General features: G+C 76.1%; 8 protein-coding genes. All 8 read right to left on the reverse strand.

Going from position 1 to position 13,351, the window contains the following annotated elements; genetic code table 11:
- Nucleotides 1–288: 288 nt before the first annotated feature.
- From ACZ34W_RS07890 to ACZ34W_RS07925, 8 genes are read right to left on the reverse strand one after another with little or no spacing between them, the layout of a single operon-like run.
- Complete coding sequence (locus tag ACZ34W_RS07890; RefSeq protein ID WP_465602517.1) at nt 289–2,586, reverse strand: lantibiotic dehydratase; 2,298 nt, start codon at nt 2,584–2,586, stop codon at nt 289–291.
- Between the two features lie 11 nt (nt 2,587–2,597).
- The gene (locus ACZ34W_RS07895; RefSeq protein ID WP_465602519.1) at nt 2,598–2,858 is read right to left on the reverse strand and encodes a phosphopantetheine-binding protein; all 261 of its coding nucleotides are present in this window, start codon (nt 2,856–2,858) and stop codon (nt 2,598–2,600) included.
- A 58-nt stretch (nt 2,859–2,916) separates the two neighbouring features.
- Nucleotides 2,917–3,894, reverse strand: a complete 978-nt coding sequence (locus ACZ34W_RS07900) for a threonine ammonia-lyase (protein WP_465602521.1) — start codon at nt 3,892–3,894, stop codon at nt 2,917–2,919.
- Complete coding sequence (locus ACZ34W_RS07905) at nt 3,891–5,417, reverse strand: amino acid adenylation domain-containing protein (RefSeq protein ID WP_465602523.1); 1,527 nt, start codon at nt 5,415–5,417, stop codon at nt 3,891–3,893. The genes ACZ34W_RS07900 and ACZ34W_RS07905 overlap by 4 nt, the downstream gene beginning before the upstream one ends.
- Nucleotides 5,414–7,747 (reverse strand): lantibiotic dehydratase, encoded by a 2,334-nt coding sequence (locus ACZ34W_RS07910; protein ID WP_465602525.1) that lies wholly within the window; start codon nt 7,745–7,747, stop codon nt 5,414–5,416. The genes ACZ34W_RS07905 and ACZ34W_RS07910 overlap by 4 nt, the downstream gene beginning before the upstream one ends.
- A 59-nt stretch (nt 7,748–7,806) precedes the next feature.
- Nucleotides 7,807–8,754: an ornithine carbamoyltransferase gene (locus ACZ34W_RS07915; RefSeq protein WP_465602527.1), complete on the reverse strand. Its 948-nt coding sequence runs from the start codon at nt 8,752–8,754 to the stop codon at nt 7,807–7,809.
- A gap of 45 nt (nt 8,755–8,799) precedes the next feature.
- Nucleotides 8,800–10,068, reverse strand: coding sequence for a diaminobutyrate--2-oxoglutarate transaminase (gene ectB, locus ACZ34W_RS07920; RefSeq protein WP_396486568.1), 1,269 nt, complete (start codon nt 10,066–10,068; stop codon nt 8,800–8,802).
- Nucleotides 10,069–10,102: 34 nt separating this feature from the next.
- On the reverse strand, nt 10,103–13,306 hold the full coding sequence (locus ACZ34W_RS07925) for an amino acid adenylation domain-containing protein (protein WP_465602529.1): 3,204 nt from the start codon (nt 13,304–13,306) through the stop codon (nt 10,103–10,105).
- Between the last annotated feature and the right edge of the window lie 45 nt (nt 13,307–13,351).

A 13,351-nucleotide genomic window follows, 5' to 3' on the forward strand; every position in this document is an offset into this window, starting at 1 on the left:
GGCGCGGGGCGGGGCGGGCCGCGCCGCCGCGGTCGCTCCACCGGGGTGAGGTCGCGTCCCCGGCGCCCCGTCCCGGGAGCCCCGTCCCCGGCGCTCCGGGAGCCGGCCCTCGGACGCCGGGCCGGGTACACCCCGCCGCCGGCGGCCCGCCCCCGGCCCCGCCCCGGATCCCGACAGCCCGCGTGGGACGGCCGCGCGCGGCGCCCCGCGCCGGACGGACGCGCCGACGACCCGGGCCGGGCTCCTCAGGAGCCCGGCCCGGGTCGGTGTCGCAGCGGTGCGGGTGGGTCAGTCGGTCACGGCGACCAGCCGCAGTTCGGAGGTGTAGCGGCGGCCCTGGTCGTCGGTGAGCCAGGCCTGCTCCGGCGTGGGGAACATCTCGGTGACGGTGAGCCGGGCGTCCGGGTCCTTGCGGGCCAGCCGGCGGGCGGCCTTGGCGAGGATGTTGACGTAGACCGGGCTGTCGAAGTCGACGAAGAACGGCCGCGGTTCGGTGGGGGAGACCACGAAGACGAAGCGGGGCAGCTCGTTCGCGTCCTGCCAGTGCCGGGCCCGGACGAACCGGCGCGGCTCGGTCTTCTCGTCCGCGAAGTCCAGCGTGGAGCCGATGAACCGCCAGGTCTCCCGGGCCACCACCATCTTGTCGATGGTGATCCGGGGGGAGTGGTCGGCCTCCGGCAGCAGCCGGAAGCGGTCCATCACCAGGGTGGTCAGCACGTGCGAGAAGACCTCGACGGCCGGGAACACGGCGCCGTCCGGCAGCACCACGGTCAGCCGGCCGTCCCGCTGCTCCACCACGGCGTCGGCGCTCGGCGCCGTCCGGTCGCGGTGCGGGTCGGCCGTGTTGTCGAGCAGGGCGACCTGGTAGTCCTGCGGGCGGACCAGCGCGTGCCGGATCCGGGCGGAGAGCCGGGCCTTGTGCTCCTTCGGCAGCAGCGGCATCAGCCGCGGCGACGGGTGGTCGCGGTCGGTCCGGTCGAACAGCTCCCGGCGGTCCGGGTGCTGGTTGACGAACAGCTCGTTGCCGAGCGTGTTCGAGGCCAGGTGCAGCTCGCCGAGGGCGAGTTCGAACTCGCCGCGGTCGATCGCCGCGGTGTCCTCCGCCGCGATCATCATGTCCGGGCTGATGTACCGGGCGGCGGTCCAGCCCGCGGCGGTGGCCGGCCCGAAGGCCTCCGCCACCCGGTCGGCGAGGTCGGCGCCCGCGACGTTGACCCGGCGCACGCCCTCCGTGGACGGCAGGATCCGCTGCCAGCGGCGTTCGAACTCGGCCTGCAGCTCGGCGGCGTCGGCCCCCGCCGCGCCGTGCAGCACGGGCATGCAGGCGAACCAGAAGGTGGCGAGGTCCACCGGGCGGTCGGCGTCGGTCTCGGCGCGCAGCTTCCCGTACACCGCGGCGACCCGCTCCGACACCCGGGCGGCCAGCGCGGCGGCGAGCCAGGCGGCGCCGTCCATCAGCAGTTCGAGCGGGGCGAGCGCCTCCAGCACCCGGCTGCCGAGCGTCACGTGGGCCGCACGCCGGCAGTCCTGGTAGACCACCGCGCGACCGGGCGCCGTGGTGCCGCTCTTCTCGCGCTTGGCGGCCGCGTCGGTCACCCGCTGGAAGGTCTGCTCGACCTCGGTGAGGGCGGCCACCAGGCGCTCGGGGTCGTCGGCCGCGGCCCGGACGGCCTCGCCGGCGCGCTCCAGCTCGTCGAGCCGGGCGAGCGCCTCGGCGCGCACGGCGGGTTCGCCGATCCGCTCCAGGGCGGTCCGGAGCCGGCGGTCCGGCCGGATGTCGGCGGGGAGGTCGAGCTGCCAGGTGATCCAGCGCCGCCGGACCAGCTCGTCGAGGAGCGCGGGGACGTCGGTCCCCGGGCCGGTCTCCTGCTGGATGGCGTGGGCGGTGCGGGTGCCGTCGCAGAGCCGCAGCACCCGCAGCGTCTCCGGCTCCACCGGGCGCGGCGGGCGGCCGGGGACGCGTACCGCGTCCTCCTCCAGCCGGACGAAGGGCACCCGGCGGGGCGCCGTCCAGACGCGTACCGCCGGGTCGGCGCCGATCTCGCGGGCCAGCGCGTCCATCGACCAGCTGGACCAGAAGACCTCCGAGGAGGCGATCAGCCCGGTGCCCGGGTCCATGGTGATGCCGGGCCGGTCGGGGTCGAAGGCGCCCCAGCCGACCGGGCCGAAGAAGCCGATGGTGTCGTTCTTGACGCAGAACCGCTGCCAGTAGTGGGCGACCAGCTCCTCGCGCTGGCGCTGCTTGAAGGTCCGGCCCTCGGTCGCGGGGGACCAGTTGAGGAACGGCCGGATCGCCGAGTCCAGCACCCCGCGGTTCTGCCAGGCGACCGCCGCGCGGAACGGCCCGGAGGCGGCGATCCCCTGCGCGTCCTCCGCCGCCCGGGCGGCGGACTGCGTGAACTCCTCCTCGAAGGCCTGCCAGGCGGCCCCGGAGAGCTTGTCCCGGGCCCCGAACTTGTCCGCGGCCGCCGCCAGGCCCTCCGGCGCCAGCCGGAGCACCCCATCGGCCGGGAACCCCGGGCCGCGCACCGCGACCTGGTCCCACAGCCGCCACCGGCCGCTCAGGGAGACGGATTCCTCGTGCATGCCGGTGCCCCCTAGGCCGAGGCGGGAGCGAGGGACAGGTCGTCGACGACGACCTCCGCGAGCTCCGCGGGGGACGGGTAGGTGAAGACCAGGGCGACGGCGATCTCGGCGCCGACCAGCTCCTGGAGGCGGTCGACGATCTGGAAGGCGGCGAGCGAGTCGCCGCCGGCCTCGAAGAAGTCGCTGTCGGTGTCCAGGCTGTCGTCGCCGAGCGTCTCGCGGTAGAAGCCGGCGATCCGCCCGGCGAGTTCGGCGGTGTCGATGGTGGTCATGGTGGGTCCTTCCGAAGGGGGTGGGGTGTACGGGGAACGAAGAGGGGGCGCAGGGCGCTCAGCGCGCCGCGGCGGCGGCCAGCACGGTGGCGGAGTTGCCGCCGGAGACGACGACCGCGGTGCGGCCCGCCGCGCCGGGCCGCAGGGCGCCGGAGCCCAGCGCGCCGGCCAGCGCGGCGGCGCCGCTGGGTTCGGCGGCGATGCCGGCGCGGTGCAGCAGGTCCATGGCGCGCAGCACCGCCGCGTCGTCGACGCCGATCAGGTCGTCGACCCGCCGCCGGACGATCGGGAAGGTCAGCTCACCGGGCCGCTGGCCGCGCAGCCCGTCCGCGACGGTGTCGCTGGGCGGCAGCTCGACCGGTTCGCCGGCGGCCATCGAGCGGGCGTAGCGGCGGGCCCGTTCGGGCTCCACGCCGATGACGCGCACCGGCCTCGGCAGCCGGGCGGCCGCCAGCAGGACGCCGGCCAGCAGGCCGCCGCCGCCGACCGGGACGAAGACCGCGTCGAGGTCGGGGGCGTCCCGGAACACCTCCAGGCCGACGGTGCCCTGACCGGCGATCACGAGTCCGTGGTCGGAGGAGGGCACCAGCGCGGCGCCGGTGCGGGCGGCGAGGTCCCTGGCGTGGCGGTCGCGTTCGGCGACCCCGCCGGGCACCCGCAGGACCCGGCCGCCGAGCGCCCGGATCGCCCGCTCCTTGGCCTCGGCGGCGCCGGCGGCCATCACCACGGTGACCCGGACGCCGAGCATCCGGCCCAGGGTGGCCACCGCGATGCCGTGGTTGCCGGAGGAGCCGGCCACCACCTCGTCGGCGCCGAGCGCGAGCATCGCGTTGGCCGCGCCCCGCAGCTTGAACGACCCGCTGTGCTGCAGGTGTTCGGCCTTGACGAGCAGGCCGGGCAGGGTGTCGTGGCGCAGCAGCGGGGTGTGCCGCACGTGCGGGGCGATCCGCTCGGCGGCGGCCAGGACGTCGGCCGGCCCGGGCAGGCCGGTGTCGGTGGCGAGACCGGTCAGCGGGCGGGTGTCGGCGGCCGTCACGCGACGGCCTCCGGCACGGGCGCGCGCAGGGCGCGGCGGTCGGTCTTGCCGCTGTGCGTGACGGGCAGCCGCTCCAGCCGGGTGAAGCGCCGGGGCATCATGTGCGGCGGCAGGGTGAGCGCGAGGTGGGCGCGCAGCCGGGCGTCGGGGGTGGCGGCGAGCGGGCCGGTGACGTGGGCGTCGAGCCAGGTCCGGCCCCGGTCGTCGGTCTCGGCGGTCACCACGGCGCCGGTGACGTCGGGGTGGGTGAGCAGGGCGCCCTCGATCTCGGCCGGGTCGACCCGGTGGCCGCGGATCTTGAGCTGGCGGTCCGCGCGGCCGAGGTAGTCGAGGGTGCCGTCGGGGCCGCGCCGGGCGAGGTCGCCGGTCCGGTACAGCCGGGTGCCGGGCGGGCCGTGCGGGTCGGGCGGGAAGCGGTCGGCCGTCAGGCCGGGCAGTCCGCCGTAGCCGCGGGCCACCCCGGCGCCGCCGATGTGCACCTCGCCGACCTGGCCGCCCGGGACTTCGCGGCCCTGCGGGTCGAGCAGCCGTACGACGGTGCCCTCGATCGGGGTGCCGACGGTGTCGGTGGCGGTGTCCGGGTCGGCCGGCACCTCGTAGCGGGTGGAGGTCATGGTGCACTCGGTGGGCCCGTACTGGTTGACCAGCCGGCCGCCGACCAGGGCGCGGCCGCCGGCGGCGAGGAACGGGCGCAGCGACTCGCCGCTGGAGCAGAGCAGGCGCAGGGAGCGCAGCCGTTCGGCGGCGCGCGGATGCTGGGAGAGGAAGGTCAGGAAGGACGGGGTGGTGCTGAGGACGGTGTCGACGCCGTACTCGGCGACGGTATCGGCGAAGGCCTCGGCGCGCAGCAGGCGCGAGCGGTCGACGAGGACGACGCAGCCGCCGGCGGTCAGCGGGGCGAAGGTGTCCCGGATCGAGGCGTCGTAGCCGGGCGGGGCGAGTTGGAGGGTGACGGTGCCGGGGCCGAGGTGGTTGTCGCGGGCGACGGCACGCAGATAGGTGTCGAGGCCGTGGTGCTCGATCAGCACCGGGTTGGGCGCTCCGGTCGAGCCGGAGGTGTGGCTGACGTACGCGAGCGAACGCGGGTGCGGGGCGGGGAACGCGGGGGCGGCCGGCGGGTCGGCGGCCAGCCGGTCGAGCAGCAGGGCGGGCGCGCCGACGAGCGGGCCGAGCCGGTCGGCCAGGGCCGCGGTGGTGAGCAGGTGCGCCGCCGAGCCGCCGGCGGCGAGCGCGGCGAGCCGCTCGTCGGGCAGTTCGGTGTCCAGGGCGAGGAACGCCCCGCCGGTGCGGACGACCGCGGCGATCGCCACCACGGCGTCGGCGCCGGGCGGCAGCGCCACCGCGCAGACCCGTTCCGGCCCGAGGCCGTGGGCGGCCAGGTGGGCGGCCAGCCGGTCGATCCGCTCGGCGAGTTCGCCGTAGCCGACCGGTCCGCCGGGGGTCAGCAGGGCGGGGGCCTGCGGTGCGCGGTCGGCGTGCGCCCGGATGGCGTCGACGAAGGTGGCCCCGGCGGGGGTGCTCATGCCGGCTCCTCCGTCCCGGTGGTCCGGTCGACGGCGACGAGGCGCAGTTCGGAGGTGTAGCGCTGCCCCTGGTCGTCGGTGAGCCAGGCCTGTTCGGGCGTGGGGAGCATCTCGCTGACGGTCAGGCGGGCGTCCGGGTCCTTGCGGGCGAGCCGGCGGGCGGCCTTGGCGAGGATGGTGACGTAGACCGGGCTGTCGAAGTCGACGAAGAACGGCCGGGGCTCGGTGGGGGAGACCACGAAGACGAAGCGGGGCAGCTCGTGGGCGTCCCGCCACTGCCGGGCCCGGACGAACCGCCGGGCCTCGGTCTTCTCGTCCGCGAAGTCCAGGGCGGCTCCGGCGAAGCGCCAGGTCTCCCGGGCGACCACGGTGGAGTCGATGGTGATCCGCGGCGAGTGGTCGCCGTCCGAGCGCAGGGTGAAGCGGTCCATCACGCGGTTGGTGAGCGCGTGGCAGAAGACGTCGAGCAGTTCGAACTCGGAGCCGTCGGGCAGCACGGCGGCCAGCCGGTCGTCGCGCTCCTCCACCAGGACGTCGCCGGAGCGCACGGTGCGCGGGCGGTGCGGGTCGGAGGTGTGGTCGGTGAGGGCGACGTAGTGGTCCTGCGGCCGTCCGAGCGCCTGCCGGCTGCGGGCGGACCACTTGAGCGGCAGCTCCTTGGGCAGCATCGGGAGCAGGCGCGGGCCGGGGAAGTCGCGGCTGGTCTCGTCGATCAGCTGCTCGCGGTCCGGGTGCTGGTGGACGAAGAGGGACTGCCCGAGGGTGTTCATCGCGACGTGCAGCTCGCCGATCACGAGCTCGAACTCGCCGCGCCCGACGGCGTCGAGGTCCTCGGCGATGATCATCAGGTCGGGGCTGATGTACCGGCTGAGCGACCAGCCCCGGCCGCCCTCCGGGAACGCCTCGTGGACCTGCTCGGCGATGTCCGCCGCGGTGAGGTGGACCCGCCGGGCGCCGGCCGGCGCGTCGATGATCCGCCGCCAGCGCTCGCGCAGGTCGGCCTGGATCCGGTCGATGTCGGCGATCGACTCCGGGTGCGGGGCGGGCAGGCAGGCGAACCAGAGCGAGCCGAGGTCGACCGGACCGCCGCCGCGCTCGCGCAGGGCGCGGTAGGCGGTGCGGATGCGCTCGCCGACCGCCTCCGCGTACCGGTTGGTCATCCAGCGGGCGGCGGTCATGCACAGCTCCAGCGGGGCGAGCTGTTCCAGGACGGCGGTGCCCACGGTGGCGGTGGCGGAGCGGCGGGTGTCGGAGTAGACCAGGGCGCGGTTGGGCGCCGTCCGGGCGCCCTTCTCGCGGACCGCCGCGACCTCCGTGATCTCGGCGAAGGCGCCCTCCAGCGCGGCGAGGGCGGCGGTCAGCTCCTCGGGGTCGGTGCCGGCCCGCTGCACCCGGTCGCGGCCCTCTTCGAGGACCGCCAGCCGGGCCAGCGCGGGTTCGCGCACCTCGGCGTCGCCGATGCGGTCGAGCATGGCCCGCAGTTCCCGCTCCGGGTAGGTGCCGGCCGGGACGTCGAGCTTCCACAGCACCAGCCGACGGGCGACCAGCCACTCCAGCGCGGCGGTGACCTCCGCGGCGGGCAGCGGCCGGCCGAGCTCCCGGCCGGCCAGTTCGGCGATCCCGGCCGGGGTCCGGCGGCCGTCGCAGAGCCGGAAGACGGCGAGCGCGGCCTCGGAGACCGGCAGCGGCGGGCGGCCGGGCACCAGCACGGTGCCCTCGGCGGCCCGGACGAACGGCACCGGGCGCGGCGGCGTCCAGTCGCGGACCCGGGGGTCCCGGTCGATCGCCTTGGCCAGCGCGTCCATCGACCAACTGGAGAAGTACACCTGGGAGTCGGCGACCAGGCCGGTGCCGGGGTGGACCTCGACGCCGCGCCGGTCGGTGTCGAAGGTGCCCCAGCCGACCGGGCCGAAGAAGCCGATGGTGTCGTTCTTGACGCAGAACCGCTGCCAGTAGTGGGCGACCAGTTCCTCGCGCTGGCGCGGCATGCTGGTGCGGCCCTCGGCGGACGGCGTCCAGTCGAGGAACGACTTGATGCCGGTGCCCAGCACCGCCCGGTTCTGCCAGGCCACCGCGGCCCGGAACGGTCCCGAGGCGGCGATCTCCTGGAGGTCCCGCGCGGTCTGCACGGCGGCCGCGGTGAAGGCCTCCTCGAAGGCCTCCCAGTCGGCCTTCGCCGGTACCTCGCCGGGGGTGAACTTGTCGGCGGCCGTGGCCAGGCCCTCCGGCGCCAGCCGGAGCACCCCGGCGGCGGGGAAGCCCGGCCCGCGGAGTGCGAAGTGCGGCCACAGGCGCCACCCACCGCCGGGCATTCGTATGGTGTCGGACATTGCTGAGCTACCTCCCTGGGAAACGTGCGCCGGGTCGTCCGCCGGTGGCCGACCGGCCGTCAGGCCTGTTCGGCCGGGATGCCGCCGAGGCACCACTCCAGGACCGCGCGGGCGCTGTGGTACTTGTTCTCGGCCTGCTGGAACGCGATGCTCGCGGGGCCGTCCAGCACGTCGCCGGTCACCTCGTCGCCGCGGTGCGCCGGCAGGTCGTGCATGAAGACGGCGCCGGGGCAGGCCGCGAGCACGGAGGAGTCGACCCGGAACGGCTCGAAGTCGCGCCGCCAGTCGGGGTCGGCCTTGGCCGTGCCGGTGGTCTGCCAGCGCGTGGTGTAGACGACGTCGGCCTCCGGCAGGCCGGCCATGTCGTGCCGCTCCTCGACCAGGGCGCCGGCCTCCTTGGCGAGGGTGCGGGCGCGGTCGAGGTAGGCCGGGTCGAGCCCGTAGCCGGCCGGGGTCCGCAGGTGCAGCTCGGCGCCGGGGAAGCGGGCGAGCGCGAGGGCGAGCGCCGAGGCGGTGTTGTTGCCCTCCCCGGCGTAGAGCACCCGCAGTCCCTCGATCCGCCCGAAGTGGCCGAGGATGGTGGTGAGGTCGGTGAGCGCCTGGGTGGGGTGCTCGGCGGCGCTCATCGCGTTGACGACGGACATCCGCTGCTGGGCGGCGTAGGCGCGGAGTTCCTCGGTGCTGCCGGCGGTGCGCGCCACCAGCACGTCGAGCATCCGGGAGAGCACCTCGGCGGTGTCCTCGGTGGTCTCGCCGGTGTTCTCCTGGAGGTCGTCGGGACCGTAGGTGATCAGCCGGGCGCCGAGCCGCAGCGCGCCGGCGGAGAACGCCGTGCGGGTGCGGGTGGAGGTCTTGCGGAACAGCACGCCGACGACGGCGTCGGAGAGCGGCCGGGCGCTCTCGCACTCGCCGGCGGCGTACTGGGCGCCGCGGTACGCGATCCAGCGCAGCTCGCGGTCGGAGAGGTCGTCCAGGGAGACCAGGTGGCGGCGGGGCGGTCGGGGCATCGGGGGTTCCTCCTCGGGTGACGCGGTGACTCGGGTGGCGGACCGTCAGTTGGCGCGCAGGGCGTCGTGCAGGACGCCGAGGCCCTCGTCCAGCAGCTCGGGCGCGATGGTCAGCGGGGGCATCACCTTGAGGACCTCGTCGTGCCGGCCGCAGCGCTCGATGATCAGGCCGTGGTCGAAGGCGTACCGCTGGACGCGCTCGGCGCGGTCGGCGCCGCCCGCCGGGGCGGTGTCGATGCCGAGCACCATGCCCCGGCCGCGCAGCACCAGCTCCGGGTCCAGCGCGGCGAGCTCCGTCCGGAACCGGTCGAGCCGGGCCGAGTTCCGCTCCAGTCCGGTCAGGAAGGCGTCCTGCTGCCAGAACTCGCAGGCGGCGGTGGCCGCGACGAAGGCCAGCTGGTTGCCGCGGAAGGTGCCGGTGTGCTCGCCGGGCTGCCACAGGTCCAGCTCGCGGCGGAACAGCGTGAGCGAGAGCGGCAGCCCGTAGCCGCTGAGCGACTTGGAGACGGTGACGATGTCCGGCACGATCCCGGCGTCCTCGAAGCCGAAGAAGGTGCCGGTGCGGCCGCAGCCGGACTGGATCTCGTCGAGGATCAGCAGCACGCCGTACTGCTCGGTGACGCCGCGCAGGCGGCGCAGCCACTCCCGGCTCGCCGGGTAGACGCCGCCCTCCATCTGCACCGGCTCGACGACCACCGCCGCCGGCGGCTCGGTGCCCGAGGACGGGTCGGCCCAGAGCCGCTCGATCAGGTCGATCGAGTCGAACGGGCCGAGCGGGCCGTCCTCGAAGGGCACGAAGGTGACGTCGCCGCCGGTCACCGCGCCGGCCCGGCGGGCGCGGCGGCTGCCGGTGACCTCCAGCGAGCCGCGCGACATGCCGTGGTAGGCGCCGGTGAAGGCGGTCAGCCCGGTGCGGCCGGTGGCCCGGCGGGCCAGCTTGAGGGCCGCCTCCACCGCGTCGGTGCCGGTCGGGCCGGTGAACTGCACCTTGAAGTCGAGCCCGCGCGGCCGCAGGACGATCTCGTTGAAGCGGGTGAGGAACTCGCGCTTCGCGACGGTGTGCATGTCCAGGCCGTGCATCACGCCGTCGGCGGCGAGGTAGTCCAGGACGCGCTGCTTGACCGCGTCGTCGTTGTGCCCGTAGTTGAGGCTGCCGGCGCCGCAGAAGAAGTCGATGAAGGCCCGGCCGTCGTCGGTGTGCAGCAGCGCGCCCTTGGCGCGCTCGAACACCACGGGGAAGGTGCGGCAGTACGACCGCACCTCGGATTCGAGCTTCTCGAAGACGGAGGTGTCGGTGGTGGTGGCGGTGGTCATGGGGGTTCCTTGGGGCGAGGAGGGCAAGGAGGGGTCAGCGGCCCGCGGTCGCGCGGTCCCCGCGCGGGCGGGCGGTCAGCCGGGGCAGCGGGCCGTCCGCGGCCGTCCGCGGGTAGCCGTCCAGGGCCGCGGCGAGGGCGGCGACGGTGGGGTGGTCGAAGAGCGCCCGCACCGGCACGTCCACCCCGAGGGCGGCGCGCAGCCGTACGGCCACCCGGGTGGCGAGCAGCGAGTGCCCGCCGAGCCGGAAGAAGTCGTCGTGGGCGCCGATCCCGGTGCTGCCGAGGACCTCCTCCCAGACCGCGGCGACGGCCCGCTCCCGCGGGGTGCGCGGGGCGGCGGAGGCGGCGGCGGCCGTGCGGGGCTCCGGCACCGGCAGCGCGTGCCGGTCGACCTTGCCGCTGACCGCGGTCGGGATGGCGTCCAGCAGCACGAACGCGGCCGGGACGAGGTGGTGCGGCAGCGAGTCGAGCAGGGCGGCGCGCAGCTCCTCGCCGGTGGGCGGCCGTTCGGCGTCCTCCGCGACCAGGTAGGCGGTGAGCTGGCGGCCGCCGGAGCCGTCCGGGGTCGGGTGGACGACGGCGGAGCGCACGCCGTCCAGGGCGAGCAGCGCGGCCTCGATCTCGCCCGGTTCGATCCGGTGGCCGCGGATCTTCACCTGGTGGTCGCTGCGGCCGAGGATCTCCAGCGAGCCGTCCGGGCGCAGCCGGCCGAGGTCGCCGGTGGTGTAGAGCCGGCCGCCGGGGACGGTGGCGTGCGGGTCGGGGAGGAAGGCGCCGGCGGTCTGGCCGGGCCGCCCGCGGTAGCCCCAGGCGAGGCCGTCGCCGCCGATGCAGACCTGCCCGGTGCCGCCCTCGGCCACCGGCTCCAGCCGGTCGTCGAGCACCCGGACGCTGGTGTTGTCCACCGCGGCCCAGGTCAGCACCTGTCCGTCGGCGCCGTGGCGGGCCACGCTGGTCCAGATGGTGGCCTCGGTCGGCCCGTAGAGGTCCCACACCGGGGCGCCGCCGGCGGCGAGCGTCGCCGCCAGCTCGGTGTGCAGCTTCTCGCCGCCGGAGAGCACGGTGAGGCCGGGAGCGGGCAGCCAGCCGGTGTCGGTCAGCATCCGCAGCATCGAGGGGGTGGCCTGGACGACGTGCGGGCGGGCCTCGCCGATCAGGCGGATCAGCCGCTCGGGGTCGCGGGCCTGCTCGGTGTCGGCGAGCACCAGCCGGGCGCCGGTGAGCAGCGGCAGGCAGAGCTCCAGCATCGAGGGGTCGAAGGAGGCGGTGGTCAGTCCGAGGACGGTGGCGTGCGGCGGCAGCTCCAGCCGGGCGGCCATCGACCGGAGGAAGTTGGTCAGCGCCCGGTGCGGGATCTGCACGCCCTTGGGCATGCCGGTCGAGCCGGACGTGTGGAAGACGTAGGCGAGGTCGTCCTGGCCGGTGGTCCGGTCGAGCCGGTCCGGCCGGGTCACCGGGCCGGTCTGCGGGCCGTCGCCGTCGAGCAGCAGGGTGGTCGCGGCGGTGTCCGCCACCCGGCCGGCCAGCGCGCCGGTGGTGACCACCACGGCCGCCCCGGTGTCCTCGACCAGGTAGCCGATCCGCTTCACCGGGTGCATCGGGTCGAGCGGGACGTAGACGCCGTCCGCCTTGAGGACGGCGAGCAGCGCGGTGAGCAGGCCGGTGCCGCGCTCCAGCAGGACGCCGACCCGGACGCCGCGGGCGACGCCGAGGCCGCGCAGCCGGTGCGCCAGGCGGTCGGCCCGGGCGTCGAGTCCGGCGTAGCTCAGCTCGCCGTCCGTGGAGCGGACGGCGATGGCGTCCGGGGTGCTGCGGGCCTGCCGTTCGAAGAGGTCGGTGACGGTGGGGGAGGGCACCTCGCGGGCGGCGCCGAGGCCGAGCGCGAGCCGGCGGCGGCGCTCGCCGGAGGGCAGCGGCGCCAGCCGGGCGGTGGCGAGGGCCAGCGGTTCGTCCGGGGCGGCGAGCACCTCGCGCAGCAGCCCGACGTAGTCCTCCGTGAGGCGGGCCGCCGTCTCGGGGGCGAACAGCGCGGTGGCGTACTGCAGGCGCAGGCCCAGGCTGCCGTCGGGGCGGCCGAGCAGGTCCAGCGCCAGGTCGAACGGCGTCCCGGCGACGGGGGTGGGCACCAGCTCGACGTCCAGGCCGGGCAGCGCGGGCGGTTCGGCCTGGGAGTCGAGGGTCAGGAAGGAGACCTGGAAGAGCGGGTTGCGGCTGAGGTCGCGGTCCGGGGCCAGCTCGGTGACGACGCGTTCGAACGGCGTCTCGGCGTGCGAGAGGTCGGCGAGGGAGCCGCGGCGGACCCGGTCCACCAGCTCGCCGAAGCTCGGCCGGCCCGACAGGTCGGCGCGCAGCACCACGGTGTTGACGAACGGGCCGATGAGGTCCCGGGCGGCGGCCTGGCCCCGGCCGGCGACCGGGGTGCCGACGGCGAAGTCGCTCTGCCCGCTGTACCGGCCCAGCTGGGCCTGGAAGGCGGCCAGCAGCACCATGAACCGGGTGGCGCGCCGGGACCGGGCCAGCTGGTCGGCGCGTGCCACCAGCTCGGCGGGGAGGGTGAACCGGGCCACCGCGGCGGCGCCGTCCCACTCGGCGGGCCGGGCGCGGTCGGTGGGCAGCTCCAGGGGCGGCAGCCCGGCCAGCCGGGAGCCCCAGTAGCCGAGCTGCCGGGCGAGCCGGGGTCCGGTGGTGCGCTCGTGCTGGTGGGCCGCGAAGTCGGCGTACTGGAGCGGGAGGTCCGGCAGGCCGTCGGGGACGCCGGTGGTCGCCGCGCGGTAGGCGGCCGCCAGCTCGCGGGTGAAGACGTTCCAGGAGGAGAAGTCGAAGGCGATGTGGTGCACCACGACGACCAGCAGGTGGTCGTCGGCCGCGAGCCGGGCCAGGGTGGCCCGCAGCGGCGGCGCGGTGGTCAGCTCGATCGGCCGGTGCAGCACCAGGTCGAGGACGGCGGTGATGCCGGCTTCGCCGGGGGCGGGCGCCTCGACGGTCTCCAGCGGGACCTCGACGGCGGGCGCCACCCGGGCCACCGGCTCGCCGTCGGCGGCCGCGTACCGGGTGCGCAGCACCTCGTGCCGGGCGACCACGGCGGTCAGGGCGGCGGCGAGGGCGGCGGCGTCGACGCCGCCGCGCAGGCGCAGGGCCAGCGGCAGCAGATGATCCGCCGTACCGGGCCGCAGCTGGTCGAGGAACCACAGCCGTTGCTGCGAGAACGATGTCGTCCGGACGTCACCGCGGTCCACCGGCTCACCTCCAAGGGGTAGTCAGAACGTCGCGCGCCCCGGGTG

The organism is Kitasatospora sp. NPDC022856 (assembly GCF_055561235.1).